This is a genomic window from Cellulomonas fulva, from assembly GCF_018531375.1.
Taxonomy (GTDB): Bacteria; Actinomycetota; Actinomycetes; order Actinomycetales; family Cellulomonadaceae; genus Cellulomonas; species Cellulomonas fulva.
The window spans coordinates 2,275,160-2,300,821 of sequence record NZ_JAHBOH010000001.1 but is presented as its reverse complement, the minus strand read 5'-3'; the positions used below and the strand labels follow the sequence as shown (position 1 = coordinate 2,300,821).

Here is a 25,662-nt window from a genome sequence, read left to right as displayed (position 1 = left end):
CGTCAGCGCAGGCCGGTGGGGCGCTCGAGCGCGAGCTGCACCAGCTCGTCGACGAGCTCGGGGTACGGCAGGCCGGACGCCTGCCACATGCGCGGGTACATCGAGTACGGCGTGAACCCGGGCATGGTGTTGATCTCGTTCACCACGACCTGCTCGTCGGGCGTCACGAAGACGTCGACGCGCGCGAGCCCCTCGCCCCCGACGGCCTCGAACGTCTGCACCGCGATCTCCTGCACGCGACGCGTGACCTCCGGGGAGAGGTCCGCGGGGCACGCGAGCTCGACGCTCGCCTCGTCCAGGTACTTCGCCTCGAAGTCGTAGAACGCGTGCTTGCCGTGGTCGACGACGATCTCGCCCGGCAGCGACGCCCGCGCGCGGGCACCGGCGCGTCCGCCGATCACGCCGCACTCGATCTCCCGCCCCACGATGCCCGCCTCGACGACGACCTTGGGGTCGTGCTCCTGGGCCGCGGCGAGCGCGGCGGGCAGGTCGGCGAGGTCGTCGACCCGGGTGATGCCCAGGCTCGAGCCGGCGCGCGCGGGCTTGACGAACAGCGGCAGACCGAGCGCCTCGACCTGAGCCGTCACCGCCTGCGGGTCCCGCTGGTACGCGCCCGGCGGGACGACGACGAAGGGGCCCACCGGCAGGCCGTGGCCCGCCAGCACCAGCTTCATCATGTGCTTGTCCATGCCCACGGCGGACGCCAGGACGCCCGCGCCGACGTACCGGACGTCGGCGAGCTCGAGCATCCCCTGCAGGGTGCCGTCCTCGCCGAACGGGCCGTGCAGCAGCGGGAAGACGACGTCGACCTCGCCGAGCGGCCGCGGCACCGCGCTGCGCTCGACCAGGTGGACCTCGCGGTCGGTCGAGTCCTGTGGGAGCTGCACGCGGGCGGCGGCGTCCTCGACCTGCGGGAGCCGTCCGGGCGTGATCGCCCACCGGTCCGGGTCCTCGTCGGCCAGCACCCAGCGGCCGGTCGGCGTGATGCCGACCGCCAGCACGTCGTACCGCTCGCGGTCGAGCGCGCGGAGGACTCCCCCGGCGGTCGCGCAGCTGATCGCGTGCTCGCCGGAGCGGCCCCCGAACAGGACCATCACACGGGGCCGACGAGCGTCGGCGGCAGCGAGGGCGGAGGGGAGCTCGGCGTTCATCGGGGACGACCCTACCCGGCCGGGACGCGTAGCCTGACGCCGTGACCGACCCCTCCACCGCGGGGCTGAGCCCCGCCACGCTCGTCGTCTCCGCCGGCCGTCCGCAGCGGGCCCAGGGCGCACCCGTGAACCCCCCGGTCGTCCTGTCCTCGACCTACGTGTCGCAGGGCGTCCCCGGCCCGGACGAGCTGCTGTACGCGCGGATGTCGACCGAGACGTGGCACCCGTTCGAGGAGGCGCTCGCCGCGCTCGAGGGCACGCCCCTGCCCGCCCTGGTGCACGGGTCCGGCATGGCGGCCATCGCGAGCGCGCTCTCGCTGGTGCCGCCCGGCGGCCGGCTCGTGCTCCCGCGGCACTGCTACCAGGTGACGATCGGGTACGCGCGCGACCTCGCGCAGCGCAGCGGGGTCACCGTCGACCTGGTGGACGTCGACGACACCGAGGCGGTGCTCGCAGCCGTCCGCGGGGCAGCCGTCCGCGGGGCCGCCGACCGCGGGGCCGCCGACCTCCTGTGGGTCGAGTCACCGACCAACCCGATGCTCGAGGTCGCCGACCTGCCGGCCCTCGTCGCGGGCGCGCACGAGGCCGGCGCGCTCGTCGGCGTCGACAACACGTTCGCCACCCCCCTGGTGCAGCGCCCGCTCGAGCACGGTGCCGACGTCGTGGTGCACTCCGTGACCAAGTACCTCGCCGGCCACAGCGACGTCGTCCTCGGCGCCGCGCTCACCCGCGACCCCGAGCTGCACGCCCGGCTGCTCACGTACCGCACGACGCACGGCTCGGTCGCCGGGCCGTTCGAGGTGTGGCTCGCGCTGCGCGGGCTGCGCACGCTCGCGCTGCGGGTCGAGCGGGCCCAGGCCACCGCGCTCGAGCTCGCGCGCCGACTGGCCGCCCACCCCGCCGTCGCCTCCGTGCGGCACCCCGGCCTGCCGCAGGACCCGGGGCACGAGCGCGCGACGCGCCTCATGGACGGCTACGGCGCGATCATCGGCCTGCGCCCGGTCGGCGGCGCGGCCGCGGCCGACGCGCTGGTCGCCGCGCTGCGGCTGTGGGTGCCGGCGACGAGCCTGGGCGGGGTGGAGTCGAGCCTGGAGCGTCGTCGCCGGTTCGCCACCGAGTCCGTCACGGTGCCAGACGACCTGCTGCGGATGAGCGTCGGCATCGAGGACGTCGAGGACCTCTGGCGCGACCTGGACCAGGCGCTGGGCACGCTCGTCTGAGGGACGCGCCACGTCGGCGGTCCGGCCGTGGCCCGTCCGGCCGTGGCCAGTCCGGCCGTGGCCAGTCCGGCCGTGGCCCGTCCGGTCGGCGGCGTCCTCAGCGGCGCACGGCCTCCGCACGGTGCGGCCGCGCGAGCAGCATCGGGGCGAGCTGGTCCACGGGCAGCCCCTCGTAGAGCACCTTGACCACGGCCTCCGTGATCGGCATCTCGACGTCGAGCCGCTGGGCGAGCTCGAGCACCGGTCGGCACGACTTCACGGCCTCCGCGGTGCCCCCGGTGGCGGCGATCGCCTCGTCGAGCCCCATGCCGCGGCCGATGTGCCCGCCGAGCGTGTGGTTCCGCGAGTCCGGCGACGCGCACGTCGCCATGAGGTCGCCCATGCCCGCGAGCCCGGGGAACGTCTCCGGCGCCGCACCGAGCGCGAGCCCGAGCCGCGTGATCTCGACGAGCCCGCGCGTGATGACCGTCGCCATGGTGTTGTACCCGAGGCCGCGACCCTGCGAGATCCCGACCGCGAGCGCGATGACGTTCTTCACCGCGCCGCACAGCTCCACGCCGACGACGTCGGGGTTCGTGTACGGACGGAAGTACGACGAGGCGATGGCGCCGGCCACCAGCCGCGCGGTCTCGTCGGACGTCGACGCGACGACCGTCGCGGTCGGCTGGCGGCGCGCGATCTCCCGGGCGAGGTTCGGTCCGGAGACCACCGCCACGCGCTCGTCGGGCAGCCCCAGCGCGGCGGCGACCACCTCGCTCATGCGGCGGTCCGTCCCGAGCTCGACGCCCTTCATGAGCGAGACCGCCACGGCGTCCGACCGCAGGGACCCGGCGAGCGGCGCGAGCGTGGCGCGGGCGACCTGCGAGGGCACGGCGACCGCGACCAGGCGCGCGTCGGCGACGGCGGCACCCAGGTCGGTGGTCGCGGTGACGCCCCGCGGCAGGTCGATGCCGGGCAGGTAGGCCTCGTTGCGGTGCTGGTCCCGGATCTGGCGCACCACCGCCTCGCTGCGCCCCCACACGGTGACGTCGCAGCCGGCGTCGGCGAGCACCGCGGCGAAGGTGGTGCCCCAGCTGCCCGTCCCCAGGACGGTGGCGCGCAGCCCGGACGCGTCGGCCGGTGCGGCCGTCACGGCAGCTCCGGCTCGGCGGCGGGGCCGCCGTCGGCGCGCGGCACGGGCTTGCGCATGTCGAACCGCTGCGCCGGCGCGACCTCGCCGCGCACGCCCTCGAGGAGCGCGGTGATCGCGTCCATCACGCGCTCGGTCGCCTCGCGCAGCGTCGCCGTGTCGTGCGGGCGGTCGTACAGGTCGTCCAGCACCACCGGCGGGCCGGCGACGACCGTGACCCTCTTGCGCGGGATCGGCTTGAGGAGCTTCTGGTAGCGACCCAGGAGGTCCTGCGGCCCCCACTGGGCGACCGGGACCACCGGTGCGCGCGTGGTCAGCGCGAGCCGGGCGACGCCCGTCTTGCCGACCATCGGCCACAGGTCGGGGTCCCGCGTCAGCGTGCCCTCGGGGAAGACCGCGACCACGTCGCCGCTGCCGATCGCCTCGACCGCCGCGTGCAGGGACTCCCCCGCGGCCGCCGTGTTCCGGTAGACGGGGATCTGACCCGTCGCGCGCAGCACCGCGCCGACGACGGGCACCTTGAACAGCGACGCCTTCGCCAGGATCTTGGGCGCGACGCCGTTGTCCCACAGGAAGTGCGCGAACGTCAGCGGGTCCACGTTGGTCATGTGGTTCGACGCGACCAGGTAGCCCCGGTCGGTCGGCAGGTGCTCGACGCCGTGCCAGTCCGGGCGCGTGGACGCCATCAGCAGCGGCCGCACGATGCGCGCGACGTTGCGGTAGGCACGGTTGGAGCGGGCAGGGGAACGCACGACGAGCAGGCTACCCGTTGCCGTCACCGCGGCGGCCCGGCCGCCGCGGGTCAGTCGCGCGAGAACTCGGCGCCGAGCGCGTCCAGCTTGTCCATGAAGTGCTCGTAGCCCCGGTCGATGAGGCTGATCCCGCGCACCTGGGACGTGCCCTTCGCGGTGAGCGCCGCGATGAGGTGGCTGAACCCGCCGCGCAGGTCCGGTACCTCGATGTCGGCGGCCGACAGGGGCGTCGGTCCGCTGATCACGGCCGAGTGGTAGAAGTTGCGCTGACCGAACCGGCAGGGCCGTCCGCCCAGGCACTCCTTGTAGACCTGGATGGTGGCGCCCATGCCGACGAGCGCGTCGACGAAGCCGAACCGGTTCTCGTACACGGTCTCGTGGACGATCGACAGGCCCTTGGCCTGCGTCAGCGCGACGACGAGGGGCTGCTGCCAGTCGGTCATGAAGCCCGGGTGCACGTCCGTCTCGAGCTGGATCGAGCGCAGGTCGCCACCGGGGTGGAAGAACCGGATGCCCGCGTCGTCGACGACGAACTCGCCGCCGACCTTGCGGAACGTGTTGAGGAACGTCGTCATCTCCGGCTGCGTCGCGCCGCGGACGTAGATGTCGCCGCCCGTCGCGAGCGCCGCCGAGGCCCAGGACGCGGCCTCGATCCGGTCCGAGAGCGCGGTGTGCTGGTAGCCCTCGAGCCGCTCGACGCCCTCGATGCGGATCACGCGGTCCGTGTCGACCGAGATGATCGCGCCCATCTTCTGCAGGACGTTGATGAGGTCCATGATCTCGGGCTCGATCGCCGCGTTCGCGAGCTCGGTGATCCCGTCCGCGCGGACCGCCGTCAGCAGCAGCTGCTCGGTCGCCCCGACGCTCGGGTACGGCAGCGCGATCTTGGTGCCCTGCAGGCGCTTGGGCGCGCTGAGGTAGATGCCCTGTGGCCGCTTGTCCACGACCGCGCCGAACTGGCGCAGGATGTCGAGGTGGTAGTTGATCGGCCGGTCGCCGATCCGGCAGCCGCCCAGGTCGGGGATGAACGCCTCCCCCAGCCGGTGCAGCAGCGGGCCGCAGAACAGGATCGGGATCCGGCTCGAGCCCGCGTGCGCGTCGATGTCCGCGACGTGCGCGGTCTCGACGTCCGTCGGGTCCAGGTGCAGCGTGCCGGCCGCGGCGTCCGCGTCGACCCGCACGCCGTGCAGCTCGAGCAGGCCGGTCACCACCGCGACGTCCCGGATCTGCGGGACGTTGCGCAGCACGCTGGGCGTCTCTCCCAGCAGCGCGGCGACCATGGCCTTCGAGACGAAGTTCTTGGCTCCGCGGACGGTGATGTCGCCCTGCAGCGGGGTGCCACCGTTGACGTACAGCAGATCGTTCACGCGCCCATCCTCGCCTACCACCGGGACCTGGCGTGCCGGCGCGCGCACCTGCCCGCGCCTCCGCACGACACCTTCACAGACCACCCGCCGCACGCCGACCTCGCGGCCGCCGCGTGACGGGCGGATGACTACTTCTTGCCGGAGTGCTTGCCCGACTTCTTGCCGGACTTCTTGTCAGACTTCTTGCCGGCCTTCTTGTCCGAGTTCTTGCCGACCTTCTTGTCAGCCTTCTTCTCAGACTTCTTGTCAGGCTTCTTCGCGGTCTTCGCGTCGGACGTCTTCCGGGCCGTCTTGCCCGCCTGCTCCGCGAGCTCCTGGGCGGCCTTCGTGCCGTCCGTCCTGCCGGCGCTCGCCGCGGTCGCGACCCGCCGGCTCCCGCTCGTCCGCTCGACGGGGACGACCTCGGTCACCGGCCCTGCCGAGGGCACGGGCCCCCCGCCGACCGCCGTCCGCAGGGCCGCACCGGGGTGGAACCGCACCACGCGCGCGGCAGCGACCTCGACCGAGGCCCCCGTGCGCGGGTTGCGCGCCGTGCGGGCCGCCCGCTCGACCGGGTCGAACGAGCCGAACCCCGTCAAGGTGACGCGCTCGCCCTCAGCCAGGAGGGCCGTCACCTCGGCCAGCACGGCGTCGACCGCCGCGCTCGCGGCAGCACGGCTGCTCCCCCTGGCGACGATCCGGTCGATCAGCTGCGTCTTGCCTGCCACGTCCGCCTCCCCTGGCCCGCGCGTCTCGTCGGACGTACCCGCGCGGTCCCCGGCCCACCGTAGCGCGCACCTCGCCGGACGCACGCGCGCCCGGCCCGGACGTCGGTGACGTCCGCGCCGGGCGCGTCGCGCTCGTCGTGCGCGTCAGGCGGGACGACGACCCAGCTCGACCTCGACGGGGCGCGCGGCCTTGATCTCCACCGGCGGCAGGTGCTTGGCCGGGAGCGTGGCGGGCCGCCACGGCTCGCGCCGGTCCTCGAAGGCCTGGATCTCGTCGACGTGCTGGAGGGTCAGGCCGATGTCGTCCAGCCCCTCCATCAGGCGCCAGCGCGTGTAGTCGTCGACCTGGAACGGCACCACGACGTCGTCGCACGTGGCCGTGCGCGCCTCGAGGTCGACCGTCACCTCGGTGCCCGGCCGGGTCTCGAGGATCTTCCAGATGAGCTCGATGTCCTCCTGCGCGACCTGGGCGGCCAGCAGGCCCTGCTTGCCGGAGTTGCCGCGGAAGATGTCGGCGAACCGCGCCGAGAGCACGACCTTGAAGCCGTAGTCCTTGAGCGCCCAGACGGCGTGCTCGCGCGAGGAGCCGGTGCCGAAGTCGGGACCGGCGACCAGCACCGAGCCCGCGGAGTAGGCCTCCTGGTTGAGCACGAACTCCGGGTCGCCGCGCCACGCGGCGAACAACGCGTCCTCGAACCCCGTGCGCGTCACGCGCTTGAGGTAGACGGCCGGGATGATCTGGTCGGTGTCGACGTTGCTGCGACGCAGCGGGACGCCGACGCCGGTGTGCTGGGTGAACTTCTCCATGGGTCTGCCTTCTCTCGTCTCTCGTCGTCCGGTCAGACCGTCTGGAGCCGGTCGGCGGGCGCGCCCGTCAGCGGCGTGCCGTCCGGCGCGGGCTCGCCCGTCGCCAGGTCGCCGTACGACGAGAGGGTGCCGCGGATCGCCGTCGCGGCGGCGACCAGCGGCGAGACCAGGTGCGTGCGGCCGCCCTTGCCCTGGCGCCCCTCGAAGTTGCGGTTCGACGTGGAGGCCGAGCGCTCGCCGGGCGCGAGCTGGTCGGGGTTCATGCCCAGGCACATCGAGCACCCGGCGTTGCGCCACTCGGCGCCGAAGTCGAGGAAGATCTGGTCCAGCCCCTCGGCCTCCGCCTGCAGGCGGACGCGCGCGGACGCCGGCACGACGAGCACGCGCACGTCGTCGGCCTTCTTCTTGCCGCGCACCACCTTCGCGACCGAGCGCAGGTCCTCGATGCGGCCGTTGGTGCACGAGCCGATGAAGACGGTGTCGACCTTGATCTCGCGCAGCGGCTGACCGGGCGTCAGGCCCATGTACTCGATCGCCCGCTCGGCCGCGACGCGCTCGTTGGCGTCGGCGATCTGCTCCGGCACCGGCACGTTCGCCGACAGCGGCAGGCCCTGGCCGGGGTTGGTGCCCCACGTGACGAACGGCTCGAGGTCGGCGGCCTCGAGCACCACCTCGACGTCGAACTGCGCGTCGTCGTCGGACCGCAGGGTGCGCCAGTACTCCACCGCCGCGTCCCAGTCCGCGCCCTCGGGCGCGTGCGGCCGGCCCTGGAGGTACGCGAACGTGGTCTCGTCGGGCGCGATCATGCCCGCGCGAGCGCCGGCCTCGATCGACATGTTGCAGATCGTCATGCGCGCTTCCATCGACAGCGCCCGGATGGCCTCGCCGCGGTACTCGAGCACGTAGCCCTGGCCGCCGCCGGTGCCGATCTTCGCGATGATCGCCAGGATGATGTCCTTGCTCGTCGCGCCCGCGGGCAGCTGGCCGTTCACGGTGATCGCCATGGTCTTGAACGGGGCGAGCGGCAGCGTCTGCGTGGCCAGGACGTGCTCGACCTCGGACGTGCCGATGCCGAACGCGAGCGCGCCGAACGCACCGTGCGTCGAGGTGTGCGAGTCGCCGCAGACCACCGTCAGGCCGGGCTGCGTGAGCCCGAGCTGCGGGCCGACCTGGTGCACGATGCCCTGGTCCGCGTCGCCGAGCGAGTGGATGCGCACGCCGAACTCCGCGGCGTTGTTGCGCAGCGTCTCGATCTGCGTCCGGCTCGTCGTGTCCGCGATGGGACGGTCGATGTCGAGCGTCGGGGTGTTGTGGTCCTCGGTCGCGAGCGTCAGGTCCGGCCGGCGGACCGGCCGCCCGGCGAGGCGCAGGCCCTCGAACGCCTGGGGGCTGGTGACCTCGTGGACGAGGTGGAGGTCGATGTAGAGGAGGTCGGGAGCTCCGTCCGTGCCACGGCGCACGACGTGCGCGTCCCAGACCTTCTCCGCCAACGTGCCGGCCATGTGCTGCGGTCCTGTTCTGCTCTCGCCCGGGTGGGGGTGGTCCCGGTTCTTGGGCCAATCGGGGCTGTCTTCGGTGTCGGTACTTGCATCTCAGCCTGCGAGACGCCAATATCGGCCTATGGACAACTCTAGCGGAGTCGGCGTCCTGGACAAGGCCGCATCCGTTCTCAGCGCTCTCGAGGCCGGGCCGGCCACCCTCGCCCAGCTCGTCACCGCCACCCATCTTGCTCGCCCGACCGCCCACCGACTCGCGGTCGCGCTCGAGCACCACCGCCTCGTGGCACGCGACATGCAGGGGCGGTTCGTCCTCGGCCCGCGCCTCTCGGAGCTGGCGACCGCCGCGGGCGAGGACCGCCTGCTCGCCGCCGCCGGCCCGGTCCTGGGCGCGGTGCGGGACCACACGGGCGAGAGCGCGCAGCTCTACCGCCGGCAGGGCGACCAGCGCATCTGCGTCGCCGCGGCCGAGCGGCCGATCGGCCTGCGCGACTCCATCCCGGTCGGCGCGACGCTGACCATGCAGGCGGGCTCAGCCGCGCAGATCCTCCTGGCCTGGGAGGAGCCGGACCGCCTGCACCGCGGTCTGCAGGGCGCGAAGTTCACCGCGACTATCCTGTCCGGCGTGCGGCGCCGCGGCTGGGCGCAGTCGGTCTCCGAGCGCGAGGTCGGCGTGGCCTCCGTGTCCGCGCCGGTCCGCGGGCCCTCGGGACGCGTCGTGGCCGCCGTGTCCGTGTCGGGGCCGCTCGAGCGTCTGACGCGCCAGCCCGGCCGCCTGCACGCGTCCGCCGTGGTGTCGGCCGCCAACCGCCTGACCGAGGTGCTCCGCCGCACCGCCGACTGACGCCCCCCGTCGACCGACATCGCCGGTCGGCCGACATCTGCGGTCCCGCCCGACCGCGACGACCCCGACGAGGCCCGGCCGCCACGAGGCGGCCGGGCCTCGTCGACGGATGCACCGTCGTCCGGAGGTCCGTCGTCGGCGCGTGCGCATGTCCGCCGGGTGCGCAGTCCGCCGGGAACGACGAAGGCCCGGTCACCGTGGTGACCGGGCCTTCTGACGTACCCCCGACCGGATTCGAACCGGCGCTACCGCCGTGAGAGGGCGGCGTGCTAGGCCGCTACACAACGGGGGCCTATCAGCCTGCGGGACCCGGAGGTCTCGCGGACGAGTGAACACTCTACCCGATCCTCCGGAGTGCTCCGGACGTGCGGGTCAGCGGTGCTCGCGCTGGGGTACCAGGACTCGAACCTAGACTAACTGAACCAGAATCAGTCGTGCTGCCAATTACACCATACCCCATGGGGGTATGACCTCCGGTCCCGGAAGCCGTCACGACAGGTCCCGGAGGGCCCGCCGAGCGACCGTTTCCGGACGTCGTACCGGGCGAGAACGATACCCGGTCGCCACCGCTCGACCAAACCCGGCGCGGGAGACGGACGTCACCCACCGGGCGCGACCGCGGCCGCCGACGACTCAGGCGCGCGGGATGTCCCTGAGCTCCGAGACGTCGTACCAGAGGAGGTCGGCCTCCTCGAGCCGCTCGACCGCGGCGTCGTCGCCGGCGAGCGCCGCCCGCACGTCGGACGCGGTCGCCGGCTCGTCGACGTGCACGCAGGCCACGCGCGACCACGCGACCGGTGCCGTGACCTCGACCTCGCCGGGGGTGCCGACGTCCCCCGCGTCCGCGCCCGGCGGCGGCACGTCCAGGACCCTGACCGCGGCGTCGTCGAGGTCCGCGGTGACCACCAGGCGCAGGGCGGGCGCGTCGGGTCGGCGCGCGAGCAGCACCAGGCTGTCGTCGGCGGCCGCGAGGTGTGCGGCGAACTCCCAGCCCTCCTCGTCCTCGTCGGGCAGCGCGGCACGCAGGGCGGCCGTCACCGCGTAGCCGCGGCGCGGCGCCAGGTCGGTGGACCCGTCGAGCTCGTCCAGGGTGGCCGGGAGGTACGTGCGCATGCGGTCAGTGTGCCCGCCGCGGCCCGGCGGCGCCGTGCACGACGCACGACGGGCCCGGCGGACGTGGCAGGCGGCTCGAGAGCTCGCGCCCGGCCCGGCTGGTCATCGACGGGCACCCGCGGTCTGCAGCGCCGGTGAGGCCGCCGTCGCACCCCCGCGCCGTCCCGCGTCGGCCACGTGCGCGACCAACGGCTCGAGCGCACGGCGCACCGGCGAGCCCGGCGCGATCTCGCGCAGCGTCCGCGCCTCGAGCAGCGCGGCGTCCAGGCTGGCCGGGTCCTCCGGCACGAGCACCGCGTCGGTCACGCCCGCGTACCGCTCGAGCGCGCGTGCGACGGCCCGCCCCGGGTTCGGCCCCGCGACGGACGCCCGGACCCGGTTCACGACCACACGGCGCGGTGCGTCCACGCCGAGCTCGGCGAGGTCGGTGAGCGCACGCACCAGCCGGTGCACGCCGACCGGGTCGGCCGCACCGACGACGACCACCTCGTCCGCCGTCGCCAGGGCACCGAGCGTGGCACCGTTGCGGCGCGGGGCCCGGGTGTCGTAGCTCAGCACCTCGTCCTGCTCGACGCAGAAGCCGCAGTCCACGACCGTCACGGCCGCGAGCGAGCGCGCGACCTGCCACACCACGTCGAGCGCGGGGCCGGGGAGCTCGGGCCACCGGTCGGCCCGGGCGATGCCGGACAGCAGGCGCAGGTCCGGCGCGACGAAGGGCGCGAACCGCGCCAGCGTCGCGACGTCCAGCGCGCCCTGCCCCGCCGCCCGTGCCGCGGCCGCGAGCCCGGGGGCCTCGTCCAGCAGCCCGAGCAGCTGCGCCTGGCAGCCGCCGTAGGTGTCGGCGTCCACGAGCAGTGACGGGACCCCGCGTGCGGCGACCTCCGCGGCGAGCTGCAGCGCCACGATGGACCGTCCGGGCGCCCCCGTGGGCCCCCAGACCGCCACGACCCTCCCCCGGTCCCGCACCGGCTCCGGTGCGGGCTCCCACGGGTCGGGCGGCATCGCGCCGTGCGCGGCTGCCCCCGAGGGCGCGACGGTCGTCATGCCCGCGACCCGCTCGGCGACGGCCCGCGCACCGGCCTCGTCCGCCGGCGCGTCCAGCAGCAGGTCCGCCGCCGCCACGCGGCTGCGGTCTGCCGTGGTCGACCGCTCGGGGTCGAGCAGCACGACGACCACCACGCCGACGGCCCGCAGCGTCGCGACCGCGGTCACGTCCAGCAGGTCCAGGTCTGCCGAGACGACCGCGACGCGGCCGAGGCCCGCCTCGGCCGCGGCCTGCAGCTCCGCGAGGTCCGCGCAGCGGCGCGTGACCTGCAGCGCCCCGTCGTCGTCCAGCGCCCGCACGACGAGCACCTCGGCCGAGCCCCGCACCGCGCACAGCACCCCGGTCGTCGTCGCCACGTCAGGCTCCCGAGCCCGGCACGGGCACCGCGTCGAGCGAGCCGTCCGCCGAGAGCGCGGCGAGCAGGTCCGGCAGGGTCCCGGCGGGCACCAGCACGTGCACGACGCTCGCTCCGCTGCCCGCGAACGCCCCGTCGGGCCGCTGCACCTCGGCGACGGTGACCGCCTCGGCGAGCACCCGCGGCGCGGTGTCCGCACCCTCGTCCGCCGCCCGCGAGTCCTGCGCCGGGGTGAACCACACGTCGACGACCGCGCCCGGCACCACCTCGTCGGACGGCGCCGACCGCACGGGCACCGCGACCGGTCGCAGCGCGACGTCCCCGGCGTCCCCCACCGCGGCCCGGGGCAGCAGCTCGCCGGCGCCCACCGTGCGCAGCACCACCACGTCCTCCGGCAGCGGCTGGTCGGCGGACAAGTACCCGTCGAGAGCTGCTGCCGGGAGCCCCGCCTCGACGACGAGGAGGTCGTCGGCACCGACCGCCTGCCCGGGCACGACGGTGTCCCGGACGGCGTAGACGCCGACGGTCGCCTGCGCGGTGCGGACCGCCCAGGCGCCGAGCGCCACGGCGACCGCCACCATGGCGACCCCCGCGAGCAGGCGTGGGTCGCGCCATCCCGGTCGGCGCAGCCGCGCCGCCGTGGGCGCGGGAAGGTCGAGCGTCGACGTGTCCACCGGATCCCCCTCGTCGTGCCTCGTGCCGTCGGAGCGCCGCGGCGTGCGACGACCGCTGCATCCTGCCCTACCGGGCGAACCGGACGTACCGGGCGGGAGCAGGATTGTGGATAGCGGGGAACCCGCGCCACCGCGTGCCACACTTCGGGCATGCCGCAGCAGTACCTGTCGCTCGCCGACGTCGCCGAGGTCCTCGGGGTCTCCGTCGGCCAGGTCCGCTCGATGGTGACGAGCGGTGAGCTCGAGGGCTTCCAGCTCGGGGGCCGCAAGATCTGGCGCGTCGGGGTCGAGGACCTCGACGCGTACGTCGAGCGCCAGAAGGCGCGCACCCGCGAGCGGATCGCGAGCGGCGCGACGTTCGAGGACGAGTGACCCGGCTCACCGCGGCCTGACGAGGGGCCTCTCCGGCTCGTCAGCTCGACCGGACCACCAGCAGCGTCCCGAACGGGAGCGTCCAGGCCTGCGCGCCCGCGGCGGCGTCCTGCGGGGCCACGTCCACGTGGTCCGCTCCCACGCGCGCCACGCGACCGGTGACGACCGCGCCCTGCGCGTCGACCCGCACGACCGTCCGGTCCCGCGCGAGCGCCCGCAGCGCGTGACCGAGCGAGAGCTTCCGCTCGACCGTCCCGGCCGGCGGAGCCGCCTGCGGGCCCAGCCCGACCACGCCGGCGATCGCCGCGGTCGGCACGAGCGCTCGCCGGAACGCGTCCGGCGCGAGCAGCAGCCACTGCGGCGCCACCTCGAGCGCCGTCCCGTCCACCGTCTGGCCGTCGCGCAGCAGCAGGCGTAGCCCGTCCCCTCGGGCAGCCCGCAGGCGGTCCGTCAGCGCCACCTGAGCCCGCTCCGCGCGCGTGAGCTCGGCGACCTCGTCGCGCAGCTCCTGCGCGCGGGCCGCGACGAGCTGCGACTCCATGTCCGCGAACAACGACTCCCAGCGCACCCGCTCACCGTAGGGCTCACCCGGGTGGCACGGCGGGCGTCGTCCACCGCCGGACCGCGACGGACCCCGCTGGACAAACCCGCGCGGACTCGGATACACCTAGCACCCTCACACGGCACCAAACGTCATCATCAGCAACTTCAGGGGGTCGACATGGATCGAAGGAGATCGCGAGCGCAGCTCGCCGGCGGTGGGCTGCTGCTCGGCGGCGTGGCGGCGGCGGCCGGCGCCGCCGCTCTCGGCCTCGCCGCGGTCCTGCCGTGGCGGACGGCCGGAGCCGTCCAGGTCGACGACGTGGTCGTCTCGGCCGTCGCCGGTCTCGGCGCCGCCGTCTGCGCGTGGTTGGCGCTCTCGTGCGCTCTCGGCACCGTCTGCGTCGCCGCGCGGGTCCTCGGCACCGGCTGGCGGGGTGGCGAGGCCGCCGTCCGGCGCTGGGCGCCGCACGCGGTCCGCCGGGTCGTCGCCGGCACCGTCGGCGCCGGCGTCGCACTCGGCCTCGCCGCCACGGGCGCCACCGCGGCACCGGCGACCTCCGTGGAGCGCCCCGCCGCGGTCGCGGTCTCGACAGGACTGCCCGCGGGGGACGCGCCGCCGCTCGCCTGGACCGTCACGGCGCCGGGCCCCGACACGCGGCACGAGGACGGCACGCACGAGCACGACACGCACCAGGACGGCACGCACGACGACGCGAGCGACGACCGGGAGGCGGACGGCAGCGACACCGCCGAGCGCGTGGCACACGGTGCCGACCCGGCGTCGGACCGGTCCGGCACCGGCACCGCACCCCGGTCCGGCGCCCGGGACGCGCAGCGCACGGTCGTCGTGCGGGCGGGCGACTCGCTGTGGACGATCGCCGCGGGCGAGCTGGGGCGCTCCGCGACCGCGGCGGAGGTCGCCGCGGCGTGGCCGGCCTGGTACGAGGCGAACCGCGAGGTGATCGGGTCGGACCCGGACGTCATCCGCGCCGGCCAGGTGCTCGTCGCCCCGCGGGCCACCCGATGACCGCGCTGACGGTCGCGGAGAGCGCCGACCCCACCGCGCTGGAGCAGTCGTTCGCGCACGGCCTCGGTGCGCGCCGGACGCGCCCCGGTCCGGGTGCGGCACCGGCGGTCCCCCGGGTCCGTCCCCTGCGCGACCTGCACCCGCCGCGCGTCCCGCACGCGCCCGCGCGTCCCGAGCAGGGCACCGAACGTCGACGCTCCGACGGACGCCCGCCCAGCCTGCGCTCCCGTGTCGCCGTGCTCCGTGCCGCCGACGCGGAGACGCTCGGCGATCCCGACGTCGTGGACACCGAGCGCCCCGAGCAGGACCCACGCTCGGTGACGCACGCCCTCGCGCTGGCCAGCGTCGAGGCACTGGTGGGCCGCCGGTCGGTGGCCCAGCTCGCGCGATGGCTCGCGCCCGGCGTCTACGAGGCACTGCGCGCCCGCGCCGGCGCGACGCTCCGCGCGGTCGGACCCGGTGCCTCCGGGCGGGCCGCGGTCGTGCGCTCCCTGCGGCTGTGCCCGGTCGAGCCGCACGTCCTCGAGGCGTCCGCGGTCGTCGACGACGGGCGTCGCGTCCGGGCCGTCGCGCTGCGGCTCGAGTCGCACCGCCGCACGTGGCGCGTCACCGCCCTGGAGATCGGCTGACGCGGGCGGGGGCGCCGCACGCCCCTGGCGGAGATGGCGGCGTGGGCGGAGCGGGCGGCACGCACAGCGAGACGGAGCGGTCCCGAGGGGCCGCTCCGTCTCGTCGTGCTCCCGTCCGCCGCGGCGGACGCGTCGGTCAGCGCTTGCGCTTGGCCGCGCGACGGCGCTCCTGACGGTTGCCCGCCTGCGCGTCGTCCGCGACGGGCGCGTCCTGCGGGTCGGCGGCGTTCGTCACGACGCCCGCGTCACCGTCGACCGACGGGGCCGAGTACTGCAGCGGCACGCGCTCCTGCGGTCCGTCGATGCCCTTGGCGACCAGGCGAGGCCCCGAGCCGGCAGTCGCCGCGGCGGAGTCGGCGCTGACCACGGGTGCGTCCTGCGTGCCGCCCTCGGCAGCCTCGCCGTCCTGCACCTGCACCTGCAGGTTGAACAGGAAGCCGACGGTCTCCTCCTTGATCGCGTCGGTCATCGCGTTGAAGAGCTGGAAGCCCTCGCGCTGGTACTCGACGAGCGGGTCGCGCTGCGCCATCGCGCGCAGCCCGATGCCCTCCTTGAGGTAGTCCATCTCGTACAGGTGCTCGCGCCACTTGCGGTCGAGCACGGACAGCGTGACGCGCCGCTCGAGCTGGCGCATGTTCGCCTCGCCGATCGTCTGCTCACGCTCGCGGTACGCGACCTCGGCGTCGGAGAGCAGCTCACGCTGGAGCAGCTCCTGCGAGAGGCGCGTCGGGCCTCCCGCCTCCTCCACGACGTCGTCGGGCTCGATCGTCACGGGGTACACGGCGCGCAGCGCCGTCCACAGCGCGTCGAGGTCCCAGTCCTCCGGGCGACCCTCGGCCGTCGCGCCCTCGATGTACGCCCGCAGCACGTCGGACCGGAAGTGTCCGACCTGCTCCTGCAGGTCCTCGCCCTCGAGCACGCGGCGACGCTGCTCGTAGATGACCTCGCGCTGCCGGGACATCACGTCGTCGTACTTCAGCACGTTCTTGCGGATCTCGAAGTTCCGCGCCTCGACCTGCGACTGCGCGGACTGGATGCCGCGGGTCACGATCTTGGACTCGAGCGGCATGTCCTCGGGGAAGCCCGCGCGCGTCATCATCGACTCCGCCAGGCCCGAGTTGAACAGGCGCATCAGGTCGTCCTGCAGCGACAGGTAGAACCGGGACTCGCCCGGGTCGCCCTGACGACCGGAGCGGCCGCGCAGCTGGTTGTCGATGCGGCGCGACTCGTGGCGCTCGGTGCCGAGCACGTACAGGCCGCCGAGCTCGACCACCTCGTCGTGCTCCGCCTTCACGGCCTCGCGCGCCTTCTCCAGCGCGCCCGGCCACGCGGCCTCGTACTCCTCCGCGTTCTCGGCCGGGTCGAGCCCGCGGTCGGCGAGGTCCGCGACGGCCATGAACTCGGCGTTGCCGCCGAGCATGATGTCGGTGCCGCGGCCGGCCATGTTGGTCGCGACCGTCACAGCGCCCTTGCGGCCCGCCTGGGCGACGATCGAGGCCTCGCGGGCGTGGTGCTTCGCGTTGAGCACCTCGTGCGGGACGCCGACCTTGCGGAGCTTGGTGGACAGGAGCTCCGACTTCTCGACGCTCGTCGTGCCCACCAGGACCGGCTGGCCCTTGGCGTGACGCTCGACGATGTCCTCGACCACGGAGTCGAACTTGCCGTCCTCGCTCTTGTAGACGAGGTCCTTCTGGTCGATGCGCTGCATCGGGCGGTTGGTCGGGATCGGCACGACGCCGAGCTTGTACGTGCCCTGGAACTCGGCGGCCTCGGTCTCGGCCGTACCGGTCATCCCCGCGAGCTTGCCGTACAGGCGGAAGTAGTTCTGCAGCGTGATCGTGGCGAGCGTCTGGTTCTCCGCCTTGATCGCGACGCCTTCCTTGGCCTCGATCGCCTGGTGCATGCCCTCGTTGTAGCGACGGCCGGGCAGGATGCGGCCCGTGTGCTCGTCGACGATGAGGACCTCGCCGTTCATGACGACGTAGTCCTTGTCGCGCTTGAACAGCTCCTTGGCCTTGATCGCGTTGTTGAGGAAGCCGATCAGCGGCGTGTTCAGGGACTCGTAGAGGTTGTCGATGCCCAGGTAGTCCTCGACCCGCTCGATGCCGGGCTCGAGCACGCCGATCGTGCGCTTCTTCTCGTCCACCTCGTAGTCGCGCTCGGCCTGCAGGCGCCGCACGACCTTCGCGAACTCGCCGTACCAGCGGTTGGCGTCGCCCGAGGCCGGGCCGGAGATGATCAGCGGGGTGCGCGCCTCGTCGATGAGGATCGAGTCGACCTCGTCGACGATCGCGAAGTTGTGGCCGCGCTGCACGAGCTCGTCGGTGCTCCACGCCATGTTGTCGCGCAGGTAGTCGAAGCCGAACTCGTTGTTGGTGCCGTACGTGATGTCGGCGGCGTACTGCTCGCGGCGCTCCGACGGCGTCTGCGAGGACAGGATGCAGCCCGTGGTCAGCCCCAGGAACCGGAACACGCGGCCCATGAGCTCGCTCTGGTAGCTCGCGAGGTAGTCGTTGACCGTGACGACGTGGACGCCCTTGCCCGACAGCGCGTTGAGGTACGCGGGGGCGGTCGCGACGAGCGTCTTGCCCTCACCGGTCTTCATCTCCGCGATGTTGCCCAGGTGCAGCGCGGCGCCACCCATCAGCTGGACGTCGAAGTGGCGCTGGCCCAGCGTGCGGCGCGAGGCCTCGCGGACCGCGGCGAACGCCTCCGGCAGCAGGTCGTCGAGCGTCTCCCCCTCGGCCAGGCGGACCTTGAACCGGTCCGTCTCCTCGCGCAGCTCCGCGTCGGAGAGCGACTCGAAGGCGTCCTCGAGGGCGTTGACCTGCTCGGCGATGCCCGACAGCTTCTTGAGGACCCGGCCCTCACCGAGCCGCAGGACCTTCTCGAGGATCGCTGACACTCATGACTCCTGGTGTAGACGCCCCGGGCGCTGGCCGCTCGGGGTGGCGCGGAAGCCCGGCGGCACCGCCGGGCCCGACCATGGTAGGCGAGGGATCGGCGCGTGGGCGCAGGACGACCACGGCCAGGACCAGCAACGACGATCCGAGCACGCCCCAGGGCCCGAGCCTCTCGTCGCGCAGGGCGGTCGCGAGGACGGCGGCGGTGAGCGGCTCGAGCAGGGACAGCAGCGTCGCGGTCGTCGCGGTCACGGTCCGCAGGCCCGTGAAGTACGCGCTGTACGCCGCTGCGGTGGGGACCACCGCGAGGAAGAGCAGCCAGCCCCAGCCCGCGCCGTCGGCCGGGAGCCCGAGCCCGCCCGCGACCGCCGCGAACGGGACCAGCAGCAGGCCGCCGAGCGTGAACGACAGCGCCGTGACCGCCAGGCCGTCCAGGCCCGGCACCGGCCGGGCGTTGACCGCGGTGAGCGACGCGAAGGCGGCCGCCGCGACGAGCGCGAGCACGATCCCCCACGCGTCGGTGGCCGCCGCGTCGGTCCGGCCGAGCACGAGCAGCAGCAGTCCGCCGAGCGCGAGCACCAGCGCGAGCAGGGTCCGGGGCGGTGGCCACGAGCGCGTGCGGAGCGACGTCGCGCCGGCGACCAGGAGCGGCGCCGTCCCCAGGGTGACCAGCGTCGCGACCGCCACGCCCGCCCGCTCGACCGCCTCGAAGTACGCTGCCTCGAAGGCCGCGATCAGCACCGCCGTACCGAGCACCCGAGCGGCCACGTCGCGCCGGACGCGACCCGCGACGAGCACGCCGCGGAGCCGCCGGAGCGCGACGAGCACGACCAGGAGGAGCCCGCCCCCACCCAGCAGCCGGTAGCAGGCGACCGCGGCGGGGTCGATCCCGGCGGCGTCGCCCAGCTCGGCCCCCGCGAGGCCCCCGGTGCCCCACAGCACGCCCGCCAGCGCGACGAGCAGGAAGTCGGCGCGGCGGGTCACCCGCTCTGGCCCGACGCCAGCGCACGGAGCACGGGCGCCATCAGGTCCCCGCCCAGCGCGTCGGGCCCGGCGACGACGTCGTCGAGCGCGAGCCACTCGGCGACCAGGCGCAGCTCCCGCGCCAGTGCCTGCGCCACCTCGTCGTCCGACCGGCGGCCGCCCGGCCTCCCGCCGTCGGCCGTGTCGGCCGCCGGGGCCCGGTGCGCCGCCTGGACGAGCAGCCGCCGGGAGGCGCGGTCCGCCTTGAGGTCGACGAGCGCGGCGATCTCGTCGCCGAGCAGGAAGGGATGCACGTAGTAGCCCCAGCGGCGCTGTGCCGCGGGCACGTAGATCTCGATCCGGTAGCGCAGCCCGAACAGCTCCTCGAGACGGCGCCGCTCGAACACCAGCGGGTCGAACGGGCTCAGCAGGGCCACCCCTCCGGCGGTGCGCGGGAGCGCCGCCTGCGCGTGCCGGACGACCGGCCGGTCCCAGCCGACGACGCGGACGCGCTCGAGCACCCCTTCCTCCACCAGCTCCCCCACCGCCTGCCGGGTGGCGGCCTGGCCGAGCCGGAAGTAGTCCGCGAGGCAGCGCTCGGTGCCGATGCCGTGGGCGCGCGCCGAGATCTCGACGAGCCCGCGGACCGCGTCCGCGTCCGACGGTTCCGGCAGCGCCTGCACGTCGGCCGGGAGCACGCGCTCCGCGAGGTCGTACCGCCGCTCGAACGCCGACGTGCGCCCCGCGACCGCGGCGTCGCCGACGATGAACAGGTACTCCAGCGCGCTCTTCGCCACCGTCCAGTTCCAGCCCCACTCGGTGCCGGTCCGGGGGAAGCGGTCCTCGAGCAGCGCATGCACCTGGGCGGAGGTGACGGGACCGCGCTCGGCGATCAGCGCGCGGACCTCGCCGAGCACGGCCGAGGACCGCAGCGGCACGCCGTCGACGAGCCGCCCGCCCAACCGGTCGCGGTCGGCACGGCGCCGCCACTCGAGCAGCCGGTACGTCGTCGGAGGCACGTACGACGCCACGTGCGCCCACGCCTCCATGAGCCGGCGCGGCGGGCGGCCCGCCGCGCGGTCGAGGAGCGCCGGGTCGTACGGGCCGAGGCGGGAGTACAGCGGCAGCAGGTGCGCCCGGGCGAGGACGTTGACCGAGTCGATCTGCAGCAGCCCGATGCGGTCGATCACCTGCTGCACCTGGCGGATGCCGACCGAGCCGCGCTCGGGCCGCGCCCGGTGCAGGCCCTGCGCGGCCAGCGCGGTGCGACGCGCCTGCGGGATCGTCAGCTGGGGCGTGGTCACGCACCCCATCCTGCCCAACGCCACCGACACCCGGACCCCGGGCCGCTCTGCGGACGCCCGCCCTGTCACGTCCAGCGGTCGGCGTGGTCGGGGTCCGCACGCGGCGACGCGCCCGGCCGGGGTACCGACCGGGCGCGTCGCCGTGGACAGGGATGCCCTGACGAAGGGCCGGCGGTCAGCCGACGCGTGCCGCCTGCGACTCCTCGGAGGGGACGCCGGTCACGGGCGTGTCGAGCTTGATGACGCCGTAGCTCCAGCCCCGTCGGCGGTAGGCCACCGCGGGCTGCGCGGTCTCGGCGTCGACGAAGAGGTAGAAGTCGTGCCCGACGAGCTCCATCTCGTACAGCGCGTCGTCGAGCGTCATCGGCAGCGCCTCGTGCGTCTTCTCCCGGATGACGACCGGTGAGTCCCCGAGCGTGGTCTCGACCGTGCCGTCCGCGTCGGTGGACGACGCGGCCTCCGGCTCGGCGGCCATCTGCTCCGGCGGCCTCACGTCGACGGGCGTGAGCGGAGTGTGGTTGCGGTGGTCCTTGCGGCGGTCCCGCGTCCGGCGCAGGCGCTCGAGCAGCTTGGCGAGCGCGAGGTCCAGCGCGGCGTACCTGTCGTCCGCGCACGCCTCGGCGCGGATGACGGGTCCCTTGTCCACGACCGTCAGCTCGACCCGCTCCGAGCTGTCCGCCTGACGAGGGTTGGCCTCGTGCGACACGAGGACGTCGATCCGCTGCGCGCGGGGGGCCAGCTGCTCGATCTTCGCGAGCTTGTCGGTCAGGTGCGCCCGGAACTTCGACGACACCTCCGTGTGCCGGCCGGCAACCACGATCTCCATATGAGCCTCCTCCGAGGTGAGGGACGGCCGTGGCCGCCCGGTGCGATCGGTCGGGGCCCGCGAGGGCCCGGTCGGCACCACCTCCTCATCCGCCGGCAGGACGGGCCCGGTTCGCACCGGTCCCGCCGCCCGACGTCGTCGGCTCGGATGCCCACGCTAACGCCGTCGGCTGCGTTCGACCACCGTGCCCCCGGCGCGCGGCGCGTCGGTGGGTCCCAGGTCCCGCCCGTCGCGGCGCGCGCGGCCCGGGGCCGGTGTCGCGACGAGCGTCGCGCCCGCGACGACGAGCGCGCCCGCGACGGTCAGCGCCGCCGCCGCGGCGGCGAGCGTCGCTCCGGTGGTCAGGACGTCGTCGACGAGCACGACGGGACGGCCGCGCACGGCGGGAGCCGCACGGCGCGCCACCTCGACCCGCACCGTGGCCCGCGCACGCACGCCGAGGCCGACCTGCTCGCCGGAGCGCCGACGCAGCGCCGCCACCCGCACGGCGGGGACCCCGGCCGAGCGCAGGCCGGCGGCGACGCCGTCCGCCAGCGCGTCGGCGTGGGCGAAGCCGCGGCGGCGGCGCGCGGCGGCGGTGGACGGCGCCGCGACGACGAGCACGGGCCCGCGCGGCGACACGCGCACCTCCGCCAGCGCGAGCGCCGCCACGACCTCGGGGACCAGCCCCGCGCCGAGCCGCGCCGCCGCGGCGACGACGTCGCGGGTCAGGTCCCGACGCCCCCGGTCCTTCCACGCGACGACGACGGCGCGCACGGCACCGACGTTCTCCGCGAGCGTGCGCACGGGCAGGGGGTGCCCGTCGACCGGGTCCAGCCGTCCCGCGCGGTCCTCGCACCGCCACGGCGGCGCCGCGAACGGCGCCCGGCACCCGCCGCACCACGGCTCGTCGTCCCGGCCGCAGCCGGCGCAGCCGACCGGTAGGACGAGCCCGGACAGCTCCCCCACCAGCACCCGGACCAACGCTCGGAGGACGCCGCCGCCGTCACTCGTCGCCCCTCGCACGGCGCCAGCATCGCGCGCCCCCTCGTCGGGCGGGGCGCGCGCGACGAGACCGTGGACGGGCGTGCGGCGCGCGGGTGCCGGGTCAGCCGGGGTACGCGGGGTCGCGCACGTCCTCCACGCCGCTGACCGCGACCCACGTCGCGTTCCCGACGAGCTTGTGCAGCACGCCGTCCCCGGACGCGGCGTACACCACCTTCCCGCCAGCGAGCGAGACGAGGTCCGGCACCTCGGCCAGCGCGGTCGTGGGGCCGGAGACCGGGACGCGGTGCACCGCCGTCGCGCCCGTGCTGCGCCCGATCACGCCGAGCATCGACTCGTCGAGCCACACCACCTCGCCCGCCTCGGTGAGCACCGCGCCCGCGCGGATCGGCTCGCCCGTGCGCTGCGGCGTGCCCGACGCGTCCCGCACCACGGCGCACACGTCCACCGAGAACCCGTCGGTACCGCGCGAGACCACCGCCAGCCGCGTGCCGTCGCGCGCCATCCGCACCGAGACCACCGTCCGCCCGTCGAGCCAGTCCGCGGCGACCGCCACCGGGTCGCCCTGCGTGCTCGCGGCGATCAGGCCGCCCGTCCCCCGCGACGTCCAGACCCAGCCGAACCGGTCGACCGACGGCGCGACGAGCGTCCCGCCCTGGAGCAGCGCGACCGGCGCCTCGCCGGACGCGGGGACGGTCACCAGGTCGCCCGCGCCGTCGATCACGACCCGGACGTCGCCGGCCTCGTCGCGCGCGGGGTCGCGCGACCCCGCGGGCAGCGCGTCGACCCCCTCGACCTGCGTGAGGGCGTCCACGTCGAACGTCATCAGCCGGTCGCCCTGCAGCATCTCCACGGGACCGTCCGGGAGCCCGCCGCGCTCGAGCGTCGCCGGGCCGTCGACCAGGACCCCCTCGGTCTGGACCTTGACGCTGCGCACGCCCGGCACCGCGAGCAGGCTCTGGTCGAGCTGGGCCAGGAGCTCGGGCAGGTCCGCCGCGAGCACGGCGCTGGCGGGCTCGAGGTTCACCTGGGCCACTCCCTGGTCGTCGAGCACGACCGTCTGCGCGGTCAGCGTCACGCCCTCCGGGAAGGCGGTCGTGACGGCGTCCCGCAGCCACGGCGAGGGACCGGCGATCAGGGCGCGCGACACGGACGTCTGCAGGTTGCGCGCGGGGAACCACCGCGTCTCGGGCACCAGGAAGTCGCCGTCGGCCGAGACGAAGTAGAGCGGCGTCGCACGGAACTGCTGGTCGAACACCGACTGGTCCAGCACCAGGCCCTGCGGCGCGCTCGAGATCCGCCACTCGCCGCCGTCCTGCTCGAGCTCGAACGTCACGGACTCCTGCGCGGCCGCGGGCGCCTCGACGTACCGGCCCTCCGCGTCGACCCGCGCGACGACGGGCACCTGCAGCGTCACGACCCGGCCGTCCTGCGACACCTCGGGCTCGACCGACGGGCTGTAGACGATCACGCCCGCACGGGGCTGCCAGTCCTGGCGCACGGGCCCGGTCAGGTACTCGCGCGCGGTCGCGAACTCCCCCAGGAAGCCCGCGCCGCCGGCGAGCATGAAGCCCTCGACGACCTGCTCGGGCGTGGCGCCGGGCCGGGGCCCCTCGGCGAGGACGTCGATGCTGCCCGCGTCGACGACGGTCCCGTCTCCCGGCGCGACCGGCCCCGACGTCGGCACCGAGACGCACCCCGCGAGCGCGAGCACCGCCGCGCACGCGACCAGTGCCCGGCGCAGTCGTCGTGCGGTCATCGGACCTCCTGCGGTGCGTGCGCGTCGGACAGGTCCGGCAGCGCGGCCGGGTCCGTCGCCGGCCGGCCGGCCGCGACCGTCACGGGCTCGGCGGCAGCGGGCTCGTCGGGCACCAGCGGCAGCGGCGAGTCCGTGAGCCGGATGCCCGCGCGGCGCGGCAGCGTGAGCCGGAAGCACGCACCGCGTCCGGGCCGACCCCATGCCTCGAGCCACCCGCCGTGCAGGTGCGCGTCCTCGAGCGAGATCGCGAGACCGAGACCGGTGCCGCCCGTGGTGCGGGCGCGTGCGGGGTCGGCGCGCCAGAACCGGTCGAAGACGTGGCTCGCCTCCTGCTCGGTCATGCCGACGCCGTGGTCGCGGACCGTCACCGCGACCGCGTACCGGTCCGCCCCCACCGTGACCTCGACGGCGCTGCCCTCGGCGTGCTCGACGCCGTTGACCAGGAGGTTGCGCAGCACGCGCTCGACGCGCCGCGGGTCGACGTCCGCGACCGTCGGTCCCTCGGGCAGCTCGACGTGCAGCCACGAGCCCCGCCGGCCCGCGAGCGCGAACGTGTGCTCGACCGCGGCGAGCACCACGTCCCGCACGTCGCGGCTCTCGGCGTCCAGCACCGCGGCGCCCGCGTCGAACCGGCTGATCTCCAGCAGGTCCGCGAGCAGGTCCTCGAACCGGTCGAGCTGAGTCGCGAGCAGCTCCGCGGAGCGCTTCACCGCCGGGTCGAAGTCGTCGCGCGACGCGTGGATGACCTCGCCCGCCATGCGGATGGTGGTGAGCGGGGTCCGCAGCTCGTGCGACACGTCGGAGACGAACCGCCGCTGCAGCGCCGAGAGCTCCTCCATGCGGCGGATCTGGTCCTGCAGGCTCGCGGCCATCTCGTTGAACGAGCTGGCGAGGGTCGCCATCTCGTCCTCGCCGTGCACGGCCATGCGCTCCTCGAGGTGGCCGTCGGCGAGCCGCTCGGCCACGTGCGCGGCGCGGCGCACCGGCCGCACGGCCTGCCGCGTGACCATCCACGTCATGCCACCGAGCAGCAGCACCAACGCAGCGGCGGCGAACGCGAGCGTCCGCAGCAGGAAGTCGAGCCGGTCCTGCTCGGCCTGGAGGCTGTAGAGGAAGAACAGCTGGTAGGTCCCGACCACGGGCACGGTGACGTTCTGCCCGACGATCACGGCGGGCTCCTCACGGTCGCCCACCTGCCACGCCACGGGCTGCCAGAACTGGCCGCCCTCCGCGGCCGCCTCGCGCAGGTCCTCGCCGACGAGGTCGACGAGCGAGCCGTCCGAGGCGGCGTAGCCGACCGAGACCGACGAGGTGGCACCGGGGGCGCGCAGCAGGAACACCTCGCGCTCGCCCGACCCGCCCTGGCTCTGCGCCGTCGCGACGTCCGAGAGGAGCTTGCGCACCTCGACGGCCGTGTCCGCGGTCGAGGAGTCGAACGTGTCCTGGGCCTGCTGCGTGCTGCGCGCGCTCTCCTCGAGCAGCTGCTCGACGCGGCCGGCCGTCAGCCCCTCCTCCATGCGCGCACCGACGTAGGCGCCGATCGCGATGAACGCGACCAGGCCGATCGCGAGCGTGGAGGTGATGACGCGGAACTGCAGGGAGGACCGCCATGCGTGCCCCCAGCGCCGCACCCGCCGGCCGACGCGGGCGCGGACCAGGCGCCCCGTCCCGCTCAGGCGCACCACGGCGCGC

Annotated in this window: 23 protein-coding genes and 2 tRNA genes; 5 read left to right on the top strand and 20 right to left on the bottom strand. The window is 75.0% G+C overall.

The genetic code is table 11. The features are described from left to right. Positions 1–2: 2 nt before the first annotated feature. On the bottom strand, positions 3–1,151 hold the full coding sequence (locus KIN34_RS10240; RefSeq protein WP_214349996.1) for a D-alanine--D-alanine ligase family protein: 1,149 nt from the start codon (positions 1,149–1,151) through the stop codon (positions 3–5). Between the two features lie 41 nt (positions 1,152–1,192). Here KIN34_RS10240 and KIN34_RS10235 point away from each other — a divergent pair, with 41 nt between their 5' ends. Then, positions 1,193–2,371: a trans-sulfuration enzyme family protein gene (locus KIN34_RS10235; RefSeq protein WP_214349993.1), complete on the top strand. Its 1,179-nt coding sequence runs from the start codon at positions 1,193–1,195 to the stop codon at positions 2,369–2,371. 97 nt (positions 2,372–2,468) lie between these two features. Here the strand turns inward: KIN34_RS10235 and KIN34_RS10230 are convergent, their stop codons facing one another. The 6 genes from KIN34_RS10230 to leuC form a co-directional block, all read right to left on the bottom strand. Further along, positions 2,469–3,503, bottom strand: coding sequence for an NAD(P)H-dependent glycerol-3-phosphate dehydrogenase (locus KIN34_RS10230; protein ID WP_307858185.1), 1,035 nt, complete (start codon positions 3,501–3,503; stop codon positions 2,469–2,471). Next, complete coding sequence (locus KIN34_RS10225; RefSeq protein ID WP_214349990.1) at positions 3,500–4,252, bottom strand: lysophospholipid acyltransferase family protein; 753 nt, start codon at positions 4,250–4,252, stop codon at positions 3,500–3,502. The genes KIN34_RS10230 and KIN34_RS10225 overlap by 4 nt, the downstream gene beginning before the upstream one ends. A gap of 50 nt (positions 4,253–4,302) precedes the next feature. Then, a complete protein-coding gene (gene murA, locus KIN34_RS10220; protein ID WP_214349987.1) occupies positions 4,303–5,619 on the bottom strand; it encodes a UDP-N-acetylglucosamine 1-carboxyvinyltransferase in 1,317 nt (438 codons plus the stop codon). A 128-nt stretch (positions 5,620–5,747) separates the two neighbouring features. Next, positions 5,748–6,326, bottom strand: coding sequence for an HU family DNA-binding protein (locus KIN34_RS17495; RefSeq protein ID WP_214349984.1), 579 nt, complete (start codon positions 6,324–6,326; stop codon positions 5,748–5,750). Between the two features lie 144 nt (positions 6,327–6,470). Then, positions 6,471–7,133, bottom strand: a complete 663-nt coding sequence (gene leuD / locus KIN34_RS10210) for a 3-isopropylmalate dehydratase small subunit (RefSeq protein ID WP_214349981.1) — start codon at positions 7,131–7,133, stop codon at positions 6,471–6,473. 32 nt (positions 7,134–7,165) lie between these two features. Then, positions 7,166–8,635, bottom strand: coding sequence for a 3-isopropylmalate dehydratase large subunit (gene leuC / locus KIN34_RS10205; RefSeq protein WP_214349978.1), 1,470 nt, complete (start codon positions 8,633–8,635; stop codon positions 7,166–7,168). 118 nt (positions 8,636–8,753) lie between these two features. Between leuC and KIN34_RS10200 the strand changes: the two genes are divergently transcribed. After that, complete coding sequence (locus KIN34_RS10200; protein ID WP_214349975.1) at positions 8,754–9,473, top strand: IclR family transcriptional regulator; 720 nt, start codon at positions 8,754–8,756, stop codon at positions 9,471–9,473. 219 nt (positions 9,474–9,692) lie between these two features. On the opposite strand, the gene KIN34_RS10195 is transcribed toward KIN34_RS10200, so the two are convergent. From KIN34_RS10195 to KIN34_RS10175, 5 genes are all read right to left on the bottom strand, one after another. Next, positions 9,693–9,765 (bottom strand) — tRNA-Glu (locus KIN34_RS10195). A 95-nt stretch (positions 9,766–9,860) separates the two neighbouring features. Then, a tRNA-Gln gene (locus KIN34_RS10190) sits at positions 9,861–9,932 on the bottom strand. A 174-nt stretch (positions 9,933–10,106) separates the two neighbouring features. Further along, positions 10,107–10,586, bottom strand: a complete 480-nt coding sequence (locus tag KIN34_RS10185) for a DUF6912 family protein (protein WP_214349972.1) — start codon at positions 10,584–10,586, stop codon at positions 10,107–10,109. A gap of 102 nt (positions 10,587–10,688) precedes the next feature. Continuing rightward, positions 10,689–11,987, bottom strand: coding sequence for a CpaE/TadZ family protein (locus KIN34_RS10180; RefSeq protein WP_307858184.1), 1,299 nt, complete (start codon positions 11,985–11,987; stop codon positions 10,689–10,691). Position 11,988: 1 nt separating this feature from the next. Then, the gene (locus KIN34_RS10175; RefSeq protein ID WP_214349969.1) at positions 11,989–12,660 is read right to left on the bottom strand and encodes a hypothetical protein; all 672 of its coding nucleotides are present in this window, start codon (positions 12,658–12,660) and stop codon (positions 11,989–11,991) included. A gap of 150 nt (positions 12,661–12,810) precedes the next feature. On the opposite strand from KIN34_RS10175, the gene KIN34_RS10170 reads away from it, so the two are divergent. Further along, positions 12,811–13,032, top strand: coding sequence for a helix-turn-helix domain-containing protein (locus KIN34_RS10170; protein ID WP_214349966.1), 222 nt, complete (start codon positions 12,811–12,813; stop codon positions 13,030–13,032). 40 nt (positions 13,033–13,072) lie between these two features. Here the strand turns inward: KIN34_RS10170 and KIN34_RS10165 are convergent, their stop codons facing one another. Beyond that, positions 13,073–13,600 (bottom strand): hypothetical protein, encoded by a 528-nt coding sequence (locus tag KIN34_RS10165; RefSeq protein ID WP_214349962.1) that lies wholly within the window; start codon positions 13,598–13,600, stop codon positions 13,073–13,075. A 153-nt stretch (positions 13,601–13,753) separates the two neighbouring features. On the opposite strand from KIN34_RS10165, the gene KIN34_RS10160 reads away from it, so the two are divergent. Both KIN34_RS10160 and KIN34_RS16815 read left to right on the top strand, forming a co-directional pair. Continuing rightward, on the top strand, positions 13,754–14,602 hold the full coding sequence (locus KIN34_RS10160; RefSeq protein WP_214349959.1) for a LysM peptidoglycan-binding domain-containing protein: 849 nt from the start codon (positions 13,754–13,756) through the stop codon (positions 14,600–14,602). After that, a complete protein-coding gene (locus KIN34_RS16815; RefSeq protein WP_237689083.1) occupies positions 14,599–15,231 on the top strand; it encodes an Rv3235 family protein in 633 nt (210 codons plus the stop codon). The genes KIN34_RS10160 and KIN34_RS16815 overlap by 4 nt, the downstream gene beginning before the upstream one ends. 136 nt (positions 15,232–15,367) lie before the next feature. Here the strand turns inward: KIN34_RS16815 and secA are convergent, their stop codons facing one another. The 7 genes from secA to mtrB all read right to left on the bottom strand — a co-directional run bounded on the left by secA (position 15,368) and on the right by mtrB (position 25,655). Continuing rightward, positions 15,368–18,136 (bottom strand): preprotein translocase subunit SecA, encoded by a 2,769-nt coding sequence (gene secA, locus KIN34_RS10150; protein WP_214349956.1) that lies wholly within the window; start codon positions 18,134–18,136, stop codon positions 15,368–15,370. Further along, positions 18,099–19,118 (bottom strand): EamA family transporter, encoded by a 1,020-nt coding sequence (locus KIN34_RS10145; protein ID WP_214349953.1) that lies wholly within the window; start codon positions 19,116–19,118, stop codon positions 18,099–18,101. The genes secA and KIN34_RS10145 overlap by 38 nt, the downstream gene beginning before the upstream one ends. Further along, on the bottom strand, positions 19,115–20,410 hold the full coding sequence (locus KIN34_RS10140; RefSeq protein WP_214349949.1) for a winged helix-turn-helix domain-containing protein: 1,296 nt from the start codon (positions 20,408–20,410) through the stop codon (positions 19,115–19,117). Before KIN34_RS10140 ends, KIN34_RS10145 begins: the two co-directional genes overlap by 4 nt. Before the next feature lie 166 nt (positions 20,411–20,576). Continuing rightward, entirely contained in the window at positions 20,577–21,227 is a 651-nt protein-coding gene (hpf, locus tag KIN34_RS10135; RefSeq protein WP_214349946.1) for a ribosome hibernation-promoting factor, HPF/YfiA family, read from the bottom strand. Between the two features lie 156 nt (positions 21,228–21,383). Beyond that, positions 21,384–22,181, bottom strand: coding sequence for a phosphoribosyltransferase family protein (locus KIN34_RS10130; protein WP_214349944.1), 798 nt, complete (start codon positions 22,179–22,181; stop codon positions 21,384–21,386). A 133-nt stretch (positions 22,182–22,314) separates the two neighbouring features. Beyond that, entirely contained in the window at positions 22,315–23,970 is a 1,656-nt protein-coding gene (locus KIN34_RS10125; RefSeq protein WP_214349942.1) for an LpqB family beta-propeller domain-containing protein, read from the bottom strand. After that, positions 23,967–25,655 (bottom strand): MtrAB system histidine kinase MtrB, encoded by a 1,689-nt coding sequence (gene mtrB / locus KIN34_RS10120; protein WP_214349941.1) that lies wholly within the window; start codon positions 25,653–25,655, stop codon positions 23,967–23,969. Before mtrB ends, KIN34_RS10125 begins: the two co-directional genes overlap by 4 nt. Positions 25,656–25,662: the final 7 nt, after the last annotated feature.